The 20630-nt window shown below is 57.7% G+C and carries 16 protein-coding genes; 10 read left to right on the forward strand and 6 right to left on the reverse strand.

The features are described 5' to 3' along the window. Nucleotide 1: 1 nt before the first annotated feature. A complete protein-coding gene (acnD, locus tag EQV90_RS07320) occupies nucleotides 2-2593 on the forward strand; it encodes a Fe/S-dependent 2-methylisocitrate dehydratase AcnD (protein ID WP_003442643.1) in 2592 nt (863 codons plus the stop codon). Between the two features lie 47 nt (nucleotides 2594-2640). After that, nucleotides 2641-3831, forward strand: a complete 1191-nt coding sequence (gene prpF, locus EQV90_RS07325; RefSeq protein WP_003442640.1) for a 2-methylaconitate cis-trans isomerase PrpF — start codon at nucleotides 2641-2643, stop codon at nucleotides 3829-3831. A 252-nt stretch (nucleotides 3832-4083) separates the two neighbouring features. Here the strand turns inward: prpF and pyk are convergent, their stop codons facing one another. Next, nucleotides 4084-5535: a pyruvate kinase gene (gene pyk, locus EQV90_RS07330; RefSeq protein ID WP_003442637.1), complete on the reverse strand. Its 1452-nt coding sequence runs from the start codon at nucleotides 5533-5535 to the stop codon at nucleotides 4084-4086. 153 nt (nucleotides 5536-5688) lie between these two features. On the opposite strand from pyk, the gene EQV90_RS07335 reads away from it, so the two are divergent. From EQV90_RS07335 to sbcB, 3 genes are all read left to right on the forward strand, one after another. Continuing rightward, nucleotides 5689-6069 (forward strand): hypothetical protein, encoded by a 381-nt coding sequence (locus EQV90_RS07335; protein WP_003442634.1) that lies wholly within the window; start codon nucleotides 5689-5691, stop codon nucleotides 6067-6069. 176 nt (nucleotides 6070-6245) lie between these two features. After that, complete coding sequence (locus tag EQV90_RS07340) at nucleotides 6246-6605, forward strand: PilZ domain-containing protein (RefSeq protein WP_003442630.1); 360 nt, start codon at nucleotides 6246-6248, stop codon at nucleotides 6603-6605. A gap of 61 nt (nucleotides 6606-6666) precedes the next feature. Continuing rightward, on the forward strand, nucleotides 6667-8112 hold the full coding sequence (sbcB, locus tag EQV90_RS07345; protein ID WP_003442627.1) for an exodeoxyribonuclease I: 1446 nt from the start codon (nucleotides 6667-6669) through the stop codon (nucleotides 8110-8112). 80 nt (nucleotides 8113-8192) lie between these two features. On the opposite strand, the gene mvaT is transcribed toward sbcB, so the two are convergent. After that, nucleotides 8193-8570, reverse strand: coding sequence for a histone-like nucleoid-structuring protein MvaT (gene mvaT / locus EQV90_RS07350; protein ID WP_003442624.1), 378 nt, complete (start codon nucleotides 8568-8570; stop codon nucleotides 8193-8195). A 348-nt stretch (nucleotides 8571-8918) separates the two neighbouring features. On the opposite strand from mvaT, the gene purU reads away from it, so the two are divergent. Then, nucleotides 8919-9767 carry a formyltetrahydrofolate deformylase gene (gene purU, locus EQV90_RS07355; RefSeq protein ID WP_003442621.1) on the forward strand — a complete coding sequence of 283 codons (849 nt, stop codon included), beginning with the start codon at nucleotides 8919-8921 and terminating at the stop codon, nucleotides 9765-9767. A gap of 115 nt (nucleotides 9768-9882) precedes the next feature. Continuing rightward, the gene (locus EQV90_RS07360; RefSeq protein WP_003442618.1) at nucleotides 9883-10080 is read left to right on the forward strand and encodes a hypothetical protein; all 198 of its coding nucleotides are present in this window, start codon (nucleotides 9883-9885) and stop codon (nucleotides 10078-10080) included. A 7-nt stretch (nucleotides 10081-10087) separates the two neighbouring features. On the opposite strand, the gene EQV90_RS07365 is transcribed toward EQV90_RS07360, so the two are convergent. The 3 genes from EQV90_RS07365 to EQV90_RS07375 form a co-directional block, all read right to left on the reverse strand. Then, a complete protein-coding gene (locus tag EQV90_RS07365) occupies nucleotides 10088-10855 on the reverse strand; it encodes a polysaccharide deacetylase family protein (RefSeq protein WP_240877943.1) in 768 nt (255 codons plus the stop codon). Beyond that, nucleotides 10848-11960 (reverse strand): glycosyltransferase family 1 protein, encoded by a 1113-nt coding sequence (locus EQV90_RS07370; RefSeq protein WP_010655776.1) that lies wholly within the window; start codon nucleotides 11958-11960, stop codon nucleotides 10848-10850. The genes EQV90_RS07365 and EQV90_RS07370 overlap by 8 nt, the downstream gene beginning before the upstream one ends. Before the next feature lie 130 nt (nucleotides 11961-12090). Further along, entirely contained in the window at nucleotides 12091-13980 is a 1890-nt protein-coding gene (locus EQV90_RS07375) for a methyl-accepting chemotaxis protein (protein ID WP_240877944.1), read from the reverse strand. 196 nt (nucleotides 13981-14176) lie between these two features. Between EQV90_RS07375 and EQV90_RS07380 the strand changes: the two genes are divergently transcribed. Next, nucleotides 14177-15649, forward strand: a complete 1473-nt coding sequence (locus EQV90_RS07380) for a helicase HerA-like domain-containing protein (protein WP_003442606.1) — start codon at nucleotides 14177-14179, stop codon at nucleotides 15647-15649. Nucleotides 15650-15745: 96 nt separating this feature from the next. On the opposite strand, the gene EQV90_RS07385 is transcribed toward EQV90_RS07380, so the two are convergent. Further along, a complete protein-coding gene (locus EQV90_RS07385; protein WP_003442603.1) occupies nucleotides 15746-16204 on the reverse strand; it encodes a DciA family protein in 459 nt (152 codons plus the stop codon). 308 nt (nucleotides 16205-16512) lie between these two features. Here EQV90_RS07385 and secA point away from each other — a divergent pair, with 308 nt between their 5' ends. Together secA and argJ are read left to right on the forward strand one after the other, a co-directional pair. Beyond that, nucleotides 16513-19266 (forward strand): preprotein translocase subunit SecA, encoded by a 2754-nt coding sequence (gene secA, locus EQV90_RS07390; RefSeq protein WP_240877945.1) that lies wholly within the window; start codon nucleotides 16513-16515, stop codon nucleotides 19264-19266. Nucleotides 19267-19382: 116 nt separating this feature from the next. Continuing rightward, nucleotides 19383-20600: a bifunctional glutamate N-acetyltransferase/amino-acid acetyltransferase ArgJ gene (gene argJ / locus EQV90_RS07395; protein ID WP_240877946.1), complete on the forward strand. Its 1218-nt coding sequence runs from the start codon at nucleotides 19383-19385 to the stop codon at nucleotides 20598-20600. The last annotated feature ends 30 nt before the right edge of the window (nucleotides 20601-20630 follow it).

Raw genomic sequence — 20630 nt, forward strand, 5'->3', positions numbered from 1 at the left:
CATGAATACTGAATTTCGCAAAACACTACCGGGCACCCGGCTGGATTATTTCGACACCCGCGCGGCAGTCGATGCGATCAAACCCGGTGCTTATGACACCCTGCCATACACCTCCCGGGTACTGGCCGAAAACCTGGTGCGTCGCTGTGATCCTGCGACCCTGAACGCCTCATTGAGCCAGTTGATTGAACGCAAACGCGATCTCGACTTTCCGTGGTTCCCGGCGCGAGTGGTGTGCCACGACATTCTCGGGCAGACCGCGCTGGTCGACCTCGCCGGTTTGCGCGACGCCATTGCCCTGCAAGGGGGCGACCCGGCGCAAGTGAACCCGGTGGTCCCGACCCAGCTGATTGTCGATCACTCGTTGGCGGTTGAGCGTGACGGCACCGATCCCGAGGCGTTTGAAAAGAACCGCGCCATCGAGGATCGCCGTAACGAAGACCGGTTCCACTTTATTGAGTGGACCAAAAAAGCCTTCAAAAACGTCGATGTGATCCCGCCAGGCAACGGCATCATGCACCAGATCAACCTGGAGAAAATGTCTCCGGTGATTCAGGTGCGTGACGGTGTGGCATTCCCCGATACCTGCGTCGGCACCGACAGCCACACCCCCCACGTTGATTCGCTGGGCGTCATTGCCATTGGCGTCGGCGGTCTTGAAGCCGAGAGCGTGATGCTCGGTCGTGCCTCCTGGATGCGCCTGCCGGAAATCGTCGGCGTCGAGCTGACCGGCAAGCTGCAGCCGGGCATTACCGCTACCGATATGGTGCTGGCGCTGACCGAGTATCTGCGCAAGCAAAAAGTCGTCGGTGCCTGGCTGGAGTTCTTCGGCGAAGGTGCTGCGGCGCTGACCCTGGGGGACCGCGCCACCATCTCCAACATGGCCCCGGAATACGGCGCCACGGCTGCGATGTTCTACATCGACCAACAAACCATCGACTACCTCAAGCTGACCGGTCGTGAAGACCAGCAAGTGCAGTTGGTCGAAAACTACGCCAGGCTCACCGGGCTGTGGGGCGACAGTCTCAAGCATGCTGAGTATGAGCGTGGCTTGAGCTTTGACCTGTCCAGTGTCGTGCGCAACATGGCCGGCCCGAGCAACCCCCACGCCCGCGTCGCCACCAGCGACCTCGCGGCCAAGGGCATTGCCGGTCAGTGGGACGACGTGCCGGGGCAAATGCCTGACGGCGCGGTAATTATTGCGGCCATCACCAGCTGCACCAACACGAGCAACCCGCGTAACGTGATTGCGGCAGGCCTGATCGCCCGCAACGCCAACAAACTGGGGCTGACCCGCAAGCCTTGGGTCAAGTCGTCGTTGGCACCGGGTTCGAAAACCGTCGCGCTGTATCTGGACGAAGCCGGTCTGACCGATGAACTTGAGCAACTGGGCTTCGGTGTGGTCGCTTTTGCCTGTACCACCTGCAATGGCATGTCCGGTGCGCTGGATCCGCAAGTGCAGCAGGAGATCATCGATCGCGATCTCTACGCGACGGCCGTGCTCTCGGGTAACCGCAACTTTGACGGGCGGATTCACCCGTACGCCAAGCAGGCATTTCTGGCTTCGCCGCCTTTGGTAGTGGCCTATGCAATTGCCGGGACCATCCGTTTCGATATCGAAAAAGATGTGTTGGGCCTGGATGCCAGCGGCAACGAAGTGCGTCTGAAAGATATCTGGCCAAGCGACGAAGAAATCGACGCCGTGGTCAAGCGTTCGGTCAAGCCGGAGCAGTTCCGCCAGGTTTATATTCCGATGTTCGCCATTCACGAAGACACCGGCCCGAAAGTCGAGCCGCTCTACGACTGGCGCCCGCAAAGCACTTACATTCGTCGTCCGCCGTATTGGGAAGGGGCACTGGCCGGTGCACGTCCGCTCAAGGGCATGCGCCCGCTGGCAGTGCTGCCGGACAACATCACCACCGATCACCTGTCGCCGTCCAACGCGATCATGCTCGACAGTGCCGCAGGTGAGTATCTGGCGAAAATGGGCCTGCCGGAAGTCGACTTCAACTCCTATGCAACCCACCGTGGCGACCACCTGACCGCGCAACGTGCCACCTTTGCCAACCCCAAACTGTTCAACGAAATGGTGATCGAGGACGGCAAGGTCAAGCAGGGCTCATTGACCCGTCTTGAGCCTGAAGGCCAGGTGATGCGCATGTGGGAAGCGATTGAAACCTACATGGATCGCAAGCAGCCGTTGATCATCATTGCCGGCGCCGACTACGGTCAGGGCTCGTCCCGTGACTGGGCGGCCAAGGGCGTGCGTCTGGCCGGGGTCGAAGCCATTGCGGCAGAGGGCTTTGAGCGAATTCACCGTACCAACCTGGTCGGCATGGGCGTGTTGCCGCTGGAGTTCATGCCGGGCACCAATCGTAAAACCCTGCAGATTGACGGCAGCGAGACTTACGACGTGATCGGCGAGCGCACCCCGCGTGCCACGCTGACCCTGGTGATTACCCGCAACAACGGCGAGCGCGTCGAGGTGCCGGTGATGTGCCGTCTGGACACCGCTGAAGAAGTCTCGATCTACGAAGCGGGCGGCGTGTTGCAGCGCTTTGCCCAGGACTTCCTGGAATCGGCCACGGCTTAATAGCAGTGCCGGGGCCTGGTGCCCCGGCCCTAACAGGAATCAGTTTTATGGCCTATGCAGCGCAAATCAAAATCCCTGCGACTTATATGCGCGGCGGTACCAGTAAAGGGGTGTTTTTCAGTCTGCTTGACTTGCCCGCCGTGGCCCAGGTTCCGGGCGCGGCCCGTGATGCCCTGTTGTTGCGGGTAATCGGCAGCCCGGACCCGTACGAAAAGCAAATTGACGGCATGGGCGCGGCGACCTCCAGTACCAGCAAAACCGTGATCGTCAGCCAAAGCCTGCAAGCCGATCATGATGTCGACTATCTGTTTGGCCAGGTGTCGATCGACAAGCCGTTCGTGGACTGGAGCGGCAACTGCGGCAACCTGTCGGCGGCCGTCGGTTCGTTTGCCATCAGCAGCGGCCTGGTGGATGCGGCCCGTATCCCGCAAAACGGCACGGCCGTGGTGCGTATCTGGCAAGCCAATATTGGCAAAACCATTATTGCCCATGTACCGATCACCGATGGCGCAGTCCAGGAAACCGGTGATTTTGAGCTCGACGGGGTGACCTTTCCTGCCGCCGAGGTGCAGCTGGAGTTCATTAATCCGGCGGCTGACGAGGAGGGTGCAGGGGGTTCGATGTTCCCTACCGGCAACCTGGTTGACGACCTTGAAGTACCAGGGCTCGGCACCTTGAAAGTCACCATGATCAACGCCGGTATCCCGACCATTTTCGTCAATGCCCAAGCCATCGGTTACACCGGTGCCGAGCTGCAAAACGACATCAACGGCGATCCGAAAGCCCTGGCCATGTTCGAAACCATTCGTGCCCATGGTGCGTTGCGCATGGGCCTGATTGAAAGGCTCGAAGATGCGGCCAAGCGTCAGCACACGCCCAAGGTGGCCTTTGTTGCCGGGCCGACCGATTACCTGTCATCCAGCGGCAAGCCGGTGCCTGCACAGAGTGTGGACTTGCTGGTGCGGGCATTGTCGATGGGCAAGTTGCACCACGCGATGATGGGGACGGCGGCGGTGGCGATTGGCACTGCGGCAGCGATTCCGGGCACCCTGGTCAACCTTGCCGCGGGCGGCGAGTTGCGCAGCGCCGTGCGTTTTGGTCATCCCTCGGGCACCTTGCGGGTGGGCGCGCAGGCGCAGCAGGTTGATGGCGAATGGACAGTTACCAAAGCCATCATGAGCCGCAGCGCGCGGGTTTTGATGGAAGGTTGGGTGCGGGTACCGGGCGATGCCTTTTAACCCTGATTGCTGAACCCGACGCATAAAAAAGCCCCGCATCGCTGCGCAATGCTGTTCGCCTAAACGACTGCTATCTCAACTGTAGGAGCGAGCTTGCCTCGCGATGGTCTCGAAATGCCGTGTTTAATCTGTAAACACGGCGTTTCGTTAACAATCATCGCGAGACAAGCTCGCTCCTACAACGGCAGGGTTTAGTTCTGTGAACAGCTTTGCGCATCGTTGCGGGGCTTTTTAGTTCAAGTCCTGTGGGACTTAAACCATTTTGTCGCCGACATGCAGAATCTTCATGCCGTTGGTGCCACCGATGGTGTGGTAGCTGTCGCCCTTGGTCAGGATGACCCAGTCGCCATTTTCTACGACGCCACGCTTGAGCAGTTCGTCGATGGCAGCCTGGCTGACTTGTTCTGGCGGCAGCGATGCCGGGTCGAACGGCACGGTGTAAACGCCACGGAACATGGCAGCACGGGCCTGGGTTTCACGGTGCGGGGAGAACGCGTAGATCGGCACCGAAGAACGGATGCGCGACATGATCAACGGCGTGTAACCACTTTCGGTCAGCGCGATGATCGCTTTGACGCCAGGGAAATGGTTGGCGGTGTACATGGCCGCCAGCGCAATGCTCTGGTCGCAGCTTTCGAAAACCTTGCCGATACGGTGGCTGGAGGTTTTGCTGGTCGGATGCTTTTCAGCGCCGACACAGATCCGCGCCATGGCCTGTACCGCTTCCAGCGGGTAAGCGCCGGCAGCACTTTCAGCCGAGAGCATCACGGCGTCGGTGTAGTCGAGAACGGCGTTGGCAACGTCGGACACTTCGGCGCGAGTCGGCATCGGGTTCTGGATCATCGACTCCATCATCTGGGTCGCAACGATCACCGCTTTATTGTGGCGGCGTGCATGCAGAATGATTTTCTTCTGAATGCCCACCAGCTCGGCATCGCCGATTTCCACGCCCAGGTCGCCACGGGCAACCATTACTGCGTCACTGGCCTTGATCAGCCCGTCGAGGGTTTCGTCATCCGCTACGGCTTCAGCGCGTTCAATCTTCGCGACCAGCCAGGCAGTACCGCCGGCTTCGTCACGCAGTTGACGGGCGTATTCCATGTCGGCGGCGTCCCGCGGGAACGACACGGCCAGGTAGTCGACTTGCATTTCGGCAGCCAGCTTGATGTCAGCCTTGTCTTTTTCAGTCAGGGCCGGCGCGGTCAGACCACCGCCGCGACGGTTGATGCCCTTGTGGTCAGACAGTGGGCCGCCGATCAGCACGGTGCAGTGCAGGGCGTCATCGGTGGCGGTGTCTACACGCATTACGACACGGCCGTCATCGAGCAGCAGCTCGTCGCCGACGCCGCAGTCCTTGACCAGATCCGGGTAGTCGATGCCGACTACTTGCTGGGTGCCTTCGGTCAACGGATGGCTGGTGGAGAAGGTGAATTGATCACCGACCTTCAGCTCGATCTTCTTGTTGGCGAATTTGGCGATACGAATTTTCGGGCCTTGCAGGTCACCCAAGAGGGCAACGAAACGGCCATGTTTGGCAGCGATTTCACGCACCAGCTTGGCACGAGCCTTATGCTCATCCGGGGTTCCGTGGGAAAAGTTCAGACGGGCGACGTCCAGGCCAGCGAGGATCAGCTGTTCCAGCATCTCCGGTGAATTGCTGGCAGGGCCAAGTGTGGCAACGATTTTAGTTCGACGAACGGACATGCAAAGACTCCTGAGTTCAAGCGCAGCCAAAGGCTACTATGGTCTTTGGCTGTAGTCATTGTTCCTCTGCACTACTTTCGACTTAAGTTGTGGTGCCGCAGCTTGAAGAATTTTCCCGTGGGGTCGATACAGTGTTAAGAACAGGAGATCCCCATGCGTTTTTTGCTCATTCTATTGATGGCCGGCAGTGTCGTCGGTTGTACCCGCTGGTCGATGAATCATCACCTGAACAGTGCCTACCGTGCCTATGACCGGGGTAATTGCGAAGCGGTGATGCTGGAGTTGTCCGAGGTGGATCGCGAGAGCCGCAGTCGCCCGTATATCTGGCCGCAGACTGCAATGTTGCGCGGACTATGCCTGGAACGAACCAAGTTCTATCTGGACGCTGCCCAGACCTATCAATACATCATCAATGAGTTCCCGAAGAGCGAGTATGCCTATCGCGCCAAGGCGAGGATCGAGACGTTGAGAATTCTTAAATTCATTCCGGGGCCCGGTGCAGGGGCGACTCCGGCACTGCCTGCTACCATTTGATGAAGTATCAACTGGCTGGTGGCTATATGATATCGCTGTGCTGCTGTTAGAGTATTCCGGGCTTTTTATGGATTAATGAAGGTATCGATGTCTGCTGGTTGGCCTTAGAGCGAGCTGCGGAACATTTCAGGCAGTAGCGCGGTCATGCTTAATGGCCTTTCAAAGTGATATTCGCCATGGTTATAGATCGCCGTATCCAGCGTCATCAACTGACAGGCTTCCTGGGCGTGCTCAACCGGTTTACAGGCAAACCTATCGGGTATCTGGGCAATGTGTCCGAGGGTGGGCTGATGCTGATCAGCCAGTTGCCGCTGCTGGTGGGGGCTGATTTTGAACTCAGGCTGCAAGTGCCAGGGCCTGACGGGGAGCTGCAGCTGGTGGATCTGACGGCACGATGCCTGTGGTGCATTGAAGACGTCAGCCCACAGTGCTACGACTCCGGTTTTATGCTGTATCAGCCTCCTGCGCAATACCTCGTGCTGATCGACAGCTTGCGCGAGTATTTCAGTTTCCTGCCGTTACAGGCCTCGGCTTAGGTCTGGCCTTGCACCGGTTTGAGCGCCTAGACTGACGGGGTCTACAGCTCAGGAACACCCCGTGACCTCTATTTTTTGGTACGACTATGAAACCACCGGCATCAACCCGCGCTGCGATCGGGCTGTGCAGGTTGCCGGTATCCGCACCGATGTCGACCTCAATGAGATTGATCAGCCGCTCAATCTGTATTGCCAGCCCAGTGACGATATTCTTCCTCACCCCATGGCTTGCCTGATCACCGGTATTACCCCCGGGCGCCTGGAAGACAAAGGTCTGGGGGAGGCCGAGTTCATGACCCGCACCCACGCGCAACTGGCATTGCCCGGCACTTGTGGCGCAGGCTACAACTCCTTGCGTTTCGATGACGAAGTCACGCGCTACAGCCTGTACCGCAATTTCTTCGATCCTTATGCCCGCGAGTGGCAGGGCGGCAACAGTCGCTGGGATTTGATTGATGTAGTGCGAACCGCGTATGCCCTGCGTCCGGAAGGAATTGTCTGGCCTGAAGACGAAGGGCGAGTGACCCTCAAGCTCGAGCGTTTGACGGCTGCCAACGGGATTGATCATGGCCAGGCCCATGATGCCTTGTCCGATGTGAGGGCCACCATCGCGTTGGCGCGGCTGATTCGTGACAAGCAACCCAAGTTGTATGAGTGGTTATTCAAGCTGCGCACGAAACAGCGGGTGCTTGATCAAGTTCGGTTATTGCAACCCATGCTGCATATTTCGGGGCGCTTCTCTGCGGCCAGGCATTATGCGGGGGTGGTATTGCCGCTGGCCTGGCATCCGAAAAACCGTAATGCACTGATTGTGTACGATCTGCATTTTGATCCTCAGCCATTACTGGACATGGATGCAGAGTCCTTGCGCCAGATGCTCTATACCCGGCGCGAAGACTTGGCTGAAGGCCAGCAGCCGGTTGCGCTGAAGCTGATACATGTTAACCGTTGTCCGGTGGTGGCCCCCTTGAATGTAGTGCGGGCCCAGGATCAACAGCGTTTGCAACTGGACATGGCGCTTTATCAAGCGCGTGCGGCGACGCTTATTGAGGCTCAGCAAGTTTGGCAGGACAAGTTATCGGCTATTTATGCCAGCGAAGATTTCGTCCCCGCTGCCGATCCCGAGCAACAGTTGTATGACGGTTTTCTCGGTGAGCGTGATCGTCGATTGTGTGAGCAAGTCAGGCTCAGTGATCCGGAGCAATTAGCAGGTACTACTTGGCCTTTTGATGACGAGCGTTTACCTGAATTATTGTTTCGCTACCGTGCGCGAAACTTCCCCCATACCTTGAGCGCGGAAGAACTTGAGCGTTGGCAATTGTTCTGTCGGCAGCGCTTGACCGACCCGGCCATGGGCGCGCCCCTGACCCTGGATGATTTCACCCGCGCAGCGCTGGAGTTGTCACGCAGTGCCAAGCCCGCCCAACTGAAGCTGTTGAGTGAATGGCAGCGCTATGCGCAAGGTCTTGGCCGCCGTCTGGGGATGAACTCGCAGGCGCAGGACTGACACTAAAAGGCAGGCAATAAAAAACGCCAGCAAGCTGGCGTTTTTTATTAGCGGTGCATAACGCAGCGCGAAGGGGGCACTTAGTCCAGCAGAGTTGCCCAGCCTTCAACTACGTCGCCGCCCCACTTGGCTTTCCACTCTTTCAGGGTCTTGTGGTTGCCACCTTTGGTTTCAATCACTTCACCGTTATGCGGGTTTTTGTATTGTTTAACCTTGCGGGCACGTTTGGTGCCGGTGGTTTTAACAACACCGCGTGGTGCTTTGCTTACTTTGGCTTCCGGATCCAGAAGGGCGATAATATCGCGCAGCGATTTTTGGTATTCGCCCATCAGCGTGCGCAGTTTGCCTTCGAATTCCAGCTCGGTTTGAAGTTTGTCGTCTTCCGACAGGTTTTTCAGGCGAGCTTGCAGTTCTTTGATCGCTTCTTCAGTTGCACGGTATTCGTTGATCAGGGACATGAGGATAACCTTATGTTGGAAAGGGTTTACAGGGAGACAGTGATGCAATAATAGTCAGACAGTTACTGCAAGTAAATATGCAAGGCTCGATTAATTTTAAAATTTAATTATTAACATTTTCCCATTCCTATATCAGCGCTATTAAATAAGCCGTTGTCAGGTGAATGTTAAGAAAGATTAATAAATGTCCTGGTTCACCAATAAAAACCCTGAAGGCCCCGCTCCCGAAGGCGTAGCAGGTGGGTGATGCGACCCTGGGGCGCACGCAATAAGCCTCAAGGAAGACTGTAGTTTTGCTGCGCACTCGCTAGAATGGCGGCCTTAGTAAAGTTTTGGAGTTTTTCCCTGATGCGCACTTTTCGGTTGGTGATCGCCTGCCCCGACGGCGTTGGTATTGTTGCCAAGGTCAGTAATTTCCTGGCCTCACACAATGGCTGGATCACTGAAGCGAGCCACCACTCGGATGATCAAAGCGGCTGGTTCTTTATGCGTCACGAGATTCGTGCCGACTCCCTGCCATTTGGACTTGACGCTTTTCGCGAGGCGTTTGCCCCGATCGCCGAAGAGTTTTCGATGGAGTGGCGCATTACCGATACCGCACAAAAAAAACGCGTGGTCTTGATGGCCAGCCGCGAATCCCACTGTCTGGCAGATTTGTTGCACCGCTGGCACAGCGATGAACTGGACTGTGATATCTCGTGCGTGATTTCCAACCACAATGATTTGCGCAGCATGGTCGAGTGGCACGGCATTCCTTTTTACCATGTGCCGGTTGACCCGAAAGACAAAGAGCCGGCCTTCGCCGAGGTCTCGCGTCTGGTTAAGCATCATGCTGCCGAGGTCGTGGTTCTGGCGCGCTACATGCAAATTCTGCCGCCGGATCTGTGTCGCGAATATGCCGGCCAGGTCATCAACATTCACCACAGCTTCCTGCCGTCATTTGTCGGGGCCAAGCCTTATCACCAGGCTTCGATGCGCGGTGTAAAGTTGATTGGTGCAACCTGCCACTATGTGACCGAAGAACTGGACGCCGGTCCCATCATAGAGCAGGACGTCGTACGCGTCAGCCATAGCGACAGTATTGAAGACATGGTGCGTTTCGGTCGTGATGTCGAGAAGATGGTGCTGGCCCGTGGCCTGCGCTATCACCTCGAAGACCGTGTACTGGTGCACGGCAATAAAACCGTAGTGTTCTGATGCCGCAATCGATTACAGGGGCCGGCTGACCGGCTCCTGTATCGCCGCCTTCGTTGCTCTGCAGCGACTACAGCCAGGGTTAGTGCAACATAAAATCTTTCAAAGGATTTGTGTCATGACCGATCCGTTCGATAAAGCCACCTCCACGGCACCGGCAACCCTGGGTGAGGGCTGTCTAAGCCGTTACGACCCGCAAGCGTTAAGCCCGCAGGACGGCACAGAGTTTTCAGATGCCCGGGCCTTGTGGCTGGCGTTACACCCGCAACTTCCCGACGATCAACCCCCGGATACGCTCTCACCGGCTGCTGACTGAGATGAACTCATGCTGGCGACGAGCCTGTGGGCGCACTTAAAGAGTCGAGCCATGCGCTTTTGGTGACGGGCCTGCGGCCGCTGCCGATCAGACGCTTGAGGGTTTCAAGCCAGTAATCGCGGGAGAATCCATGGCGCATATCCACAGGATGCAGGCCCAGTCGTATCAAGGGCGCATTTTGCCACTGGCGTTCACGCAGATCGCACACCACTTTTGACACCCCTCGACGCCATGCACTGCCAGCACTCCAGACCAGCCCCGGCGCATCAATGGCTGAAAAATCGGGCAGACGATAAAGGTGCTGTTGATCGCTGGTATAACTCAAGGGCAGTTGGCGCAAGGCCAGGCGTGTGCCTTCGCTCATCAACCACGCCGGGGCAACAAAGCCGCGGACTGGCCATTGATAGCGCTCAAATACTTCAAGCCCACGCTCCAGCCGGCTCAGTGCCTGGGTTTCGGACAACTTGTAGAACTCCCCCTCCCAGGTATACACCCGGCGCATGAACCAATCGCGCGGGGTGCGCGGTGCAGGCATGTCATCGGCATGGAAGTAACCATGCAGTACCAGTTCGTCGCCCCTGGCCACGCGGCTGTCGAGCATGTTGCGCAATTGGTCGGCACCGGCCAAAGAGCCGCCATGGTGAAAGTCCGGAACCACCAGCCAGGTGATCGGGATTGCGCCCATGGCATCGACAGCTTCGACAAACGGTTGATAATCGGCCCAGGTTTGCGGGGCGACATCGTGCAGCACCAGCGCCACCACCGGATCAGACATGGACAGGTACCGCCTGATGGGTGCCGGTCAATGCGTGATAATGAACCAGCAGGTCCTGCACCACGCGATCCCAGGAGTAATGCAGTTCGGCCCGTTGGCGGGCCTGCCGGCCAAGTTGCGCCGGATTGTTGGCGAACAGCTCACGGACGGCGTTGGCCATCGCCTCAGGGTTGTTCGGTTGGCACAGCAGACCCACCTCATCGTGCACGATTTCCCTGAAGGCCCCGGCGTCAACGGCCACCACCGGAATGCCGCTGGCCATGGCCTCGAGAATGACCAGGCCAAAGGTTTCCTGGTCTCCGGCATGTACCAGAGCATCGGCACTGGCCATGAGGCGGGCCAGTTGAGCGGGGGGGCAGAAGTCGTCAATGACTGTCACGTTATCCGGCACCAGGGATGGCATCTGTGAGCCCACCAGCAGCAGGTGCCAGTTCTGGCCCAAGTCGCGCATGCAGTCGAGCAGAACCGGGAGATTTTTTTCCTTGGCGCCGCGCCCGGCAAAAATCAGCAAATGGGCGTCAGGACTTATCTGCAGCTCTGCACGCAGATCGGGGTCGCGGTGCTGAGGATTGAATGTCTGCAAGTCGACGCCCAGGGGTTGCACGAACACATTGTCGACCCCCAGGCCGATCAGTTTGTTGGCCATGACCTGGCTCGGGGCCAGGACCCGGTCGAAATGCCGGTACAGCCGGCTGACATAGGCTTCTACATTGGGTGTCAGCCAGTTGCCCATGCGGTTGCGCACCAGCAGCGGCAGATCCGAGTGATAAAAGCCAATGACCGGTACGTCCAGCTGCCGCCGGGCATCGAGTGCGGCCCAGGCGGTGAGGTAGGGGTCGCCGACTTCGATCAGGTCCGGTTGCAGGTCTTGCAAAATGTTGCACCAGGGCGCCAGGCGGATCGGGAACCGAAAACCGTTGCCAAATGGCAGGGCCGGGGAGGGGACCTGGTATATGCCGTCGTGCACTGTCCGGTTGCTGCCCGGCACCAGCAGGCTGTGACGGGTGCCCGGCAAACGGCTCAGGCGTCGGTGCTTGGCGTCCAGATAAGTGCGCACGCCGCCACTGGCGGGCGCATAGAACATGGTGATGTCAGCAATATGCACGGCCTTGAGCCCTTTAAATGTCTATCGTCCATGGGGTTGACCTTAATGGATGATAGATGTTCGCAGGAATTGAGCCGGGTAAAAAACGCGTAACCGCCAAGTGTGGGGTTACGCGTTGAGTGCAGGGCGATCAGATGCGGAAACTGCCCACCAGTTGCTTGAGGCGTGCGGCCTGTTGCTCAAGGTCCGTACAGGCTCGCAGGGTGGATTGCAGGTTCTCGACGCCCTCCTGGTTCAGGGTGTTGATCTCGGTGATGTCCATATTGATCGACTCAACCACCGAGGTTTGCTCTTCCGTGGCGGTAGCGACCGACTGGTTCATGCCGTCAATTTCGCCAATGCGCTCGGTGACGCTGACCAGACGTTCGCCTGCACGGTTGGCGATTTCCACACTGTCCTGACTGTGGCGCTGACTTTCCTCCATGGTGCTCACCGATGCGCGCGCGCTGACTTGCAGCTCCTCGATCATGGTTTGTACTTGCTGCGCCGACTCCTGGGTGCGGTGCGCCAGGTTGCGCACCTCGTCAGCGACCACGGCAAAGCCGCGTCCGGCTTCACCGGCACGGGCGGCTTCAATCGCGGCATTGAGCGCCAACAGGTTGGTTTGCCGGGAAATGCTGGTAATCACTTCAAGGATCTGGCCGATGTTCACTGTCTTGTCATTCAGTGATTCGATGTGGCTACTGGAGGTGCCCAGCATTTGCGACAGTTGCTGCATCGAACCGATGCTGCGCTCGACCACTTGCTGACCTTCTTCTGCCAGGCCGCGGGCGTCGCTGGCTTGATGCGAGGCCAGGGCAGCGTTGCGGGCGATTTCCTGGGCAGCTGCGCCCAGCTCGTTGATCGCTGCTGCAACACTGTTAGTGCGGCTTGCCTGTTCGTCAGAGTTGAGCATCGATGAGTTGGAAGCACTGACCACCCGCAGGGCGACTTCGTTTACCTGTTCGGTAGCCGATGATACTTCGCTCATGGAGGTATGAATGCGCTCGACAAAGCGGTTGAAAGCGCTGCCCAGGGTGCCGAACTCGTCGTTGGATTCAACCACCAGGCGCCGGGTCAAATCACCTTCACCTTCAGCGATGTCTTGCATCGCGCGGGTCATCACATGCAAAGGTTGCAACAACAGGCGAATCAACAGGCCGAGCAGGGCGATGATCGAGACCAGGGCAATGCTGGTGGCAATGATCGCTGATGTGCGAAATGTGCTGAGCATTGCGAAGGCATGTTCTTTATCTATAGACAGCCCGACATACCAGTTGACCGAACCCAGCCCTTTGACCGGGCTAAAGGTCACGATCCGTGTTTTGCCATTGGCCTCGGTTTCGCTGATAACCGGACTGATCGATGGTGTGTTTTGCGGGTAAATATCCTTCAGGTTCTTCGACACCAGATCCTTGTCCGGGTGAACCAGGATTTTGCCGTCGGCACTCACCAGGAAGGCAAAGCCCATGCCATCGAAATCCAGGGTGTTGATACTGTCAGCGATGGTTTTCAGGGTCAGGTCCGAGCCGACCACGCCCAGGGTTTGCCCGGCCTTTTTCACCGCGGTACCGATGGAGATAATCATCTGCCCGGTTACAGCATCTATATAAGGTTCGGTCAGGCTTGCGCTGCTGCTGTTGAGCGCGTCCTTGTACCAGGGCCGCGTGCGGGCGTCGAAGCCCTCGGGCATCTTGCTGTTGGGGCGAATGGTAAAGTCGCCCTGGCTGTCGCCAAAGTAGACTGCCATAAAGGTGCTGCCCAGGGCTTTTTGTTCCAGCAGGCTGGCCACTTGCGCTGGGTCTGAAGCAATGGCTATGGATTCTGCAAGATTTTCCGTGAGCAGAATCCGCCCTCCCATCCAGGTTTGAATGTTATTGGCTGTTATGTTGCCCATCTCGTGCAGATAGTTATCCAGATCATTGCGAATGGCATTGCGTTGCAGGTAATCGTTGTACAGCGTAAATAGCGAGAAGGCGGCTATTACGATCAGGGACGCGGCAAGCAGGATTTTATGGCTGAAACGCAGGTTTTTATTCATGGCTTGAAGGGTCCGCTAAGGTCTAAAAGTTTGAGGCCTACTCTGTGGAAACATGCCCATGCGACAAATCACTGTCAGAACCTGAATGGGCTCTATATTTGTCAGTACTGTTTCCTACGCTAAATCCGGTTTTATCTGATCTAGCATTAAGGATGTATCGACTCGCGATCGCGAAAGATTAATCAAAGGTGGAAAAATGCCGGACTTATCTGCTCTTGTTCTTGGTGCTGACCTTGCGGGTCAGCCCGTGGCCCAGTCTTTGCGCCTGGCAAACCGTCATGGCCTGGTGGCGGGCGCCACGGGGACAGGTAAAACCGTGACCCTTCAGCGCCTGGCTGAACAGTTCAGCGATGCTGGCGTGGCTGTATTTGCCGCTGACATCAAGGGCGATCTTTGTGGGCTGGGTGCGGCCGGCAACCCTCAGGGCAAAATTGCCGAGCGGATTGCCGGCATGCCATGGCTCGATTATCAGCCGAAGGCGTATCCGGTTACGTTGTGGGACATACAAGGCAAGACCGGTCATCCATTACGCACAACATTGAGTGAAATGGGACCGCTGCTACTGGGCAGTCTGCTGGAGTTGACGGACAGCCAGCAGTCGGCCCTGTATGCCGCGTTCAAAGTGGCAGATCGCGAGGGTTTGCTGCTGCTTGATCTAAAAGACCTGAAAGCCTTGCTTAATCATCTGCGCGACAACCCCCAGGTGCTGGGCGATGACGCGGCTTTGATGACCACCGGTTCCAGCCAGGCCCTGCTGCGGCGCCTGGCAACACTTGAACAGCAGGGCGCCGAGGCCTTGTTCGGCGAGCCGGCGCTGCAACTGGAAGACATTCTGCAGCCGACCAGTGACGGTCGCGGCCGGATTCACCTGCTCGATGCCAGTCGCCTGGTGCATGAAGCGCCCAAGGTTTACGCCACGTTCCTGTTGTGGCTGTTGGCGGAGCTTTTTGAACAGTTGCCGGAGCGCGGGGATGCCGACAAGCCTTTGCTGGCGCTGTTTTTCGATGAGGCCCATTTGCTGTTTGCCGGGACGCCCAAAGCATTGCAGGACCGCCTTGAGCAAGTGGTACGTCTGATTCGTTCCAAAGGTGTTGGTGTGTACTTTGTAACGCAATCGCCAGCGGACTTGCCGGACACTGTGCTCGCGCAACTGGGTTTGCGGATTCAGCATGGACTGCGGGCTTTTACCTCTAAAGAGCAGAGATCGTTACGGGCTGTAGCCGACGGATTTCGGCCTAACCCGGCTTTCGATGCGCTGGCGGTGCTGACCGAGTTGGGCACCGGCGAAGCGTTGGTGGGCATGCTTGAAGAAAAAGGCACGCCGGCCATGGTTCAGCGAGTATTGATTGCACCGCCGCAATCGCGGATCGGCCCGCTGACCGAGGCTGAGCGGGCGGCCTTGATTGTCGGTTCGCCGTTGCAAGGGCGCTATGACAAACCGATTGACCGGGAGTCGGCCTACGAAGTGTTGCTGGCCCGCAAGGGCGTAGCACCGCAGGAGCAAGTCAAGCCACAGGAACCGGGTCTTCTGGATCAGGCCGGGGACTTCCTGGGCTCAACGGCTGGCAAAGCATTGCAATCCATGGCGCGTCAGGCGGCGGGCCAGATGGGGCGGCAGTTGGTTCGCGGGTTGCTGGGCTCATTGCTGGGTGGCAGCAAACGCAAGTAGTGGCTGGCGTCGGCTGGGAAGGGTTGCGCAGCAGCCCGACTCAGCTGATGGGCCGGGCATTTTCATCGCTGGCAAGCCAGCTCCCGCACGTATCGGTTACTGAGGCTTGGGCTTGGCGTGACTGGCCAGCCGCTCAAGGGCGGCGCGCAGGGCCGGGTCGCTGATACCATCGGCCGTTGCCTGGATGGTCTGGGCGGCATTGACCGAAAGGTCGAGCGTATGTCCGGCAACTTTGGCCTGCACCGTCGGTGGCTGCACTTTAAACAGGATCCGGGTCAGGCTGGCGAACTCGTCAAATGCCTGCAACTGGCGCTGCAGGCGCTTTTGCTGATAACGCAGGCGAGTGGCCCAGTGGCCATCGGTCACAATCAGCAACAGGCTGCCTTCACGCCATGAAGCGACGTGGCAATGTTCGCGGGCGGCCGGCTGGAGCTGGCTTTCAAGAAGGCGTTGCAAGTGTGCCAGACGTTTGGCGTGGCCAAAAATGGCCTTCAGGGGCTTGGCCTCGCGGAGCAGAACGGAGGGTGCCCGTGCTGGGTGTGGGCGAAATGCCATGTTCAGACACCTGAGGAAACAGAGCCGCAATCTTAGCAGAAACCGCCTGTTTCACTCGATATGATCCTGATTTCAAAAACTTTATTTGTGGAATCAATGAGTAACTTCTGCTCTCCATGGGTTGAAGTTCAGCAAAAAGCCCTTATTTTAGTGAGGCCCCGTCACAACGCTGCACCAGTATCGTGGAATAACGCCACTTTCCTCACCGACGTTTCCGGGTAGAATGCTCGCTCGCATGCGGCCATCAGGGCTGCTCGGGCGACTCTCGGGGCCGCCCTCCATCCCTATGTGTGGAAGATCCTGCCGATATGTTTGCGCCTTTGTTAAAGAAACTTTTTGGAAGCAAGAACGAGCGCGAAGTCAAACGCATGCTCAAGACAGTACAGGTCGTCAATTCCTTCGAAGAGCAGATGGTTGCCCTGACCGATGAGCAATTGCGCGCCAAGACCGAAGAGTTCAAGGCCCGCATAGCCAAAGGTGAGACCCTCGACCAGTTGTTGCCAGAAGCCTTTGCGGTGTGCCGCGAAGCGGGTAAGCGGGTCATGGGCATGCGCCACTTTGATGTCCAGCTGATCGGCGGCATGACCTTGCACGAAGGCATGATCGCAGAAATGCGCACCGGTGAAGGCAAGACCCTTGTAGCAACCCTGGGTGTTTATCTCAACGCATTGTCGGACAAGGGCGTACACGTTGTAACCGTGAACGACTACCTGGCTCGTCGAGATGCCAACTGGATGCGTCCGCTCTATGAATTCCTGGGCCTGACGGTCGGTGTTGTCACGCCGTTCCAGCCGCCTCAGGAAAAGCGTGAAGCCTATGCTGCCGACATCACTTACGGCACCAACAACGAATTCGGTTTCGATTACCTGCGCGACAACATGGCTTTCAGCATGGAAGAGAAATTCCAGCGCGAGCTCAATTTTGCCGTAATCGACGAAGTCGACTCGATCCTGATCGACGAAGCCCGTACTCCGCTGATCATCTCCGGCCAGGCCGAAGACAGCTCCAAGCTGTACACCGAAATCAACAAGCTGATCCCGCGCCTTGAGTTGCATGTCGAGGAAGTCGAGGGCGAAGTGACCAAAGCCGGTCATTTCACTATCGATGAAAAGACCCGTCAGGTTGAGTTGAACGAAGCCGGTCACCAGTTCGTTGAAGACATGCTGACCCAGATCGGTCTGCTGGCAGAGGGCGAGAGCCTGTACTCCGCACACAATCTGGGCCTGCTGACCCACGTCTATGCCGCATTGCGCGCCCACAAGCTGTTCAACCGCAACGTTGAATACATTGTTGAAGACGGTCAGGTATTGCTGGTCGACGAACACACCGGCCGTACCATGCCGGGCCGTCGTCTGTCCGAAGGCTTGCACCAGGCTATCGAGGCCAAAGAGGGCCTGAACATTCAGGCTGAAAGCCAGACCCTGGCATCGACCACCTTCCAGAACTACTTCCGTCTGTACAACAAGCTGTCCGGCATGACCGGTACGGCTGATACCGAAGCGTTCGAATTCCACCAGATCTACGGTCTGTCGGTGATGGTCATTCCGCCGAACAAGCCCCTGGCACGTAAAGACTTCAACGACCTGGTGTTCCTCACCGCTGACGAGAAGTACGCGGCGATTGTGGCTGACATCAAGGACTGCATGGCCAAGGGCCGTCCGGTGCTGGTAGGTACGGCCACCATCGAAACCTCCGAGCACATGTCCAACCTGTTGAAGCAGGAAGGTATCGAGCACAAGGTTCTGAACGCCAAGTTCCACGAAAAAGAAGCTGAAATCATTGCCCAGGCCGGTAGTCCTGGGGCACTGACCATCGCTACCAACATGGCCGGTCGTGGTACTGACATCCTGTTGGGCGGCAACTGGGAAGTGGAAGTGGCTTCCCTTGAGAACCCGACTCCGGAGCAGATCGCACAGATCAAGGCCGACTGGCAAAAACGTCACCAGCAAGTGCTGGAATCGGGCGGCCTGCATGTGATCGCTTCCGAGCGTCATGAGTCGCGCCGTATCGACAACCAATTGCGCGGTCGTGCCGGTCGTCAGGGTGATGCGGGTTCCAGCCGTTTCTACCTGTCCCTTGAAGACAGCCTGATGCGCATCTTCGCCTCTGACCGGGTGAAGAACTTCATGAAGGCCCTGGGCATGCAGTCCGGCGAAGCGATTGAGCACCGTATGGTGACCAACGCGATCGAAAAGGCGCAGCGCAAGGTTGAGGGCCGCAACTTCGACATCCGCAAGCAATTGCTGGAGTTCGATGACGTCAACAACGAACAGCGTAAAGTGATTTATCACATGCGTAACACGTTGCTTGCTGCGGACAATATCGGTGAAACCATCGCCGACTTCCGCAAGGACGTTCTTGAAAGCACTGTCAGCGCGCATATTCCACCGCAGTCGTTGCCGGAGCAGTGGGACGTCAAAGGTCTGGAGTCGGCTATCGAAACCGGTTTCGGGGTGAAGCTGCCGATCCAGCAATGGCTCGATGAAGACGACCACCTGTACGAAGAAACCCTGCGTGAGAAGCTGCTGAACGAGTTGCTGGCGGCTTATAACGAGAAAGAAGAGCAGGCGAGCCCGGAAGCGCTGCGCACCTTCGAGAAACAAATTGTGCTGCGTGTACTGGATGACTTGTGGAAAGACCACCTGTCGACCATGGATCACCTGCGCCACGGCATCCATTTGCGCGGCTATGCGCAGAAGAACCCGAAGCAGGAGTACAAACGCGAGTCGTTCAACCTGTTCTCCGAGCTGCTTGATTCGATCAAGCGCGATTCGATCCGTGTGCTGTCCCATGTACAGGTTCGTCGCGAAGACCCGGAAGCAGAAGAGGCTCGTCTGCGTCAGGAAGCGGAAGACCTGGCTTCGCGCATGCAGTTCCAGCATGCCGAAGCACCGGGCCTTGATCAGCCCGAAGCGCTGGCTGAAGTGCTGCAGGGGGCCGATGTTGAAGACGTCGTACCGGCTACCGAGCCTGTTCGTAATGAGCCGAAGCTGGGTCGCAATGAGCTGTGCTACTGCGGCTCGGGCAAGAAATACAAGCATTGCCACGGGCAAATCAATTAAAACCCGTTCCAACTGCTGAAGTACCTGCGCCGCGACCGGCATTAGCCGTCGCGGCGTTTTACCATTGAATTTGCGTGCTTTCGCGGCGGCGCACAGAACTTATTTAGGAGCGCGTCATGGCTGTTGGTCTTGGTCCTTTGCCTACTTTGCACCCGGTTGCCGGTTTTGAACTGGGTATTGCTTCTGCCGGTATCAAGCGTGTGGGGCGCAAGGATGTCGTGGTAATGCGCTGCGCCGAAGGCTCCAGCGTTGCGGGCGTATTCACTTTGAATGCGTTTTGCGCTGCGCCGGTGATCCTGGCCAAGCAACGTTTTCAGGGCGCGATCCGCTACCTGCTGACCAACACCGGCAATGCCAATGCGGGCACCGGTACCCCGGGTCTGATCGCGGCTGCCCGTACCTGCGACAAGCTCGCTGAACTGGCAGGGGTTGATGCCAATTCGGTTCTGCCGTATTCCACGGGGGTAATCGGTGAGCCGCTGCCGGTCGAGAAAATCGAAGGCGCAATGCAAGCCGCGCTGGACGACCTTTCCGAGGACAACTGGGCACAAGCGGCCACCGGTATCATGACTACTGACACTTTGCCCAAAGGTGCCAGCCGCCAGTTCGAGCACGAGGGTGTAACCATCACCGTGACCGGTATCAGCAAAGGCGCGGGGATGATTCGTCCCAACATGGCCACCATGCTCGGTTACATCGCGACCGACGCCAAGGTTTCCCGTGAAGTGTTGCAAAACCTGCTGCTTGACGGTGCCAACAAGTCGTTCAACCGCATCACCATCGATGGTGATACGTCGACCAACGATTGCTGCATGTTGATTGCTACCGGCAAAGCCGACCTGCCTGAGATCACCGAAGCCAACGGCCCGCTGTTCGCTGCCCTGAAGCAGGCAGTGTTAGAGGTCTGCATGGAAGTGGCGCAAGCCATTGTGCGTGACGGTGAGGGTGCAACCAAGTTCGTCACTGTTGAAGTGAATGGCGGCGCTAACCATCAGGAATGCCTGGACGTGGGTTACACCGTTGCCCATTCGCCACTGATCAAAACGGCACTCTTTGCATCTGATCCGAACTGGGGTCGCATCCTGGCCGCTGTAGGCCGTGCTGGCGTACCTGATCTGGACGTGAGCAAAATCGATGTGTACCTGGGTGAAGTATGTATCGCCAGCGGTGGTGCGCGTTCGGTCAGTTATACCGAAGAGCAGGGCTCGGCAGTGATGGCCCGGGAAGAAATCACCATTCGTATCGAACTGGGCCGCGGTGTGTGCAGTGAAACCATCTGGACCACTGACCTGTCCCACGAGTACGTGAAAATCAACGCCGAATACCGCACTTAAATCCGGTTCTGCAACAAGTACCCTGTATTC

This window comes from Pseudomonas sp. TMW22089, from assembly GCF_022496645.1.
In the GTDB taxonomy this organism is placed as follows: domain Bacteria; phylum Pseudomonadota; class Gammaproteobacteria; order Pseudomonadales; family Pseudomonadaceae; genus Aquipseudomonas; species Aquipseudomonas paraversuta.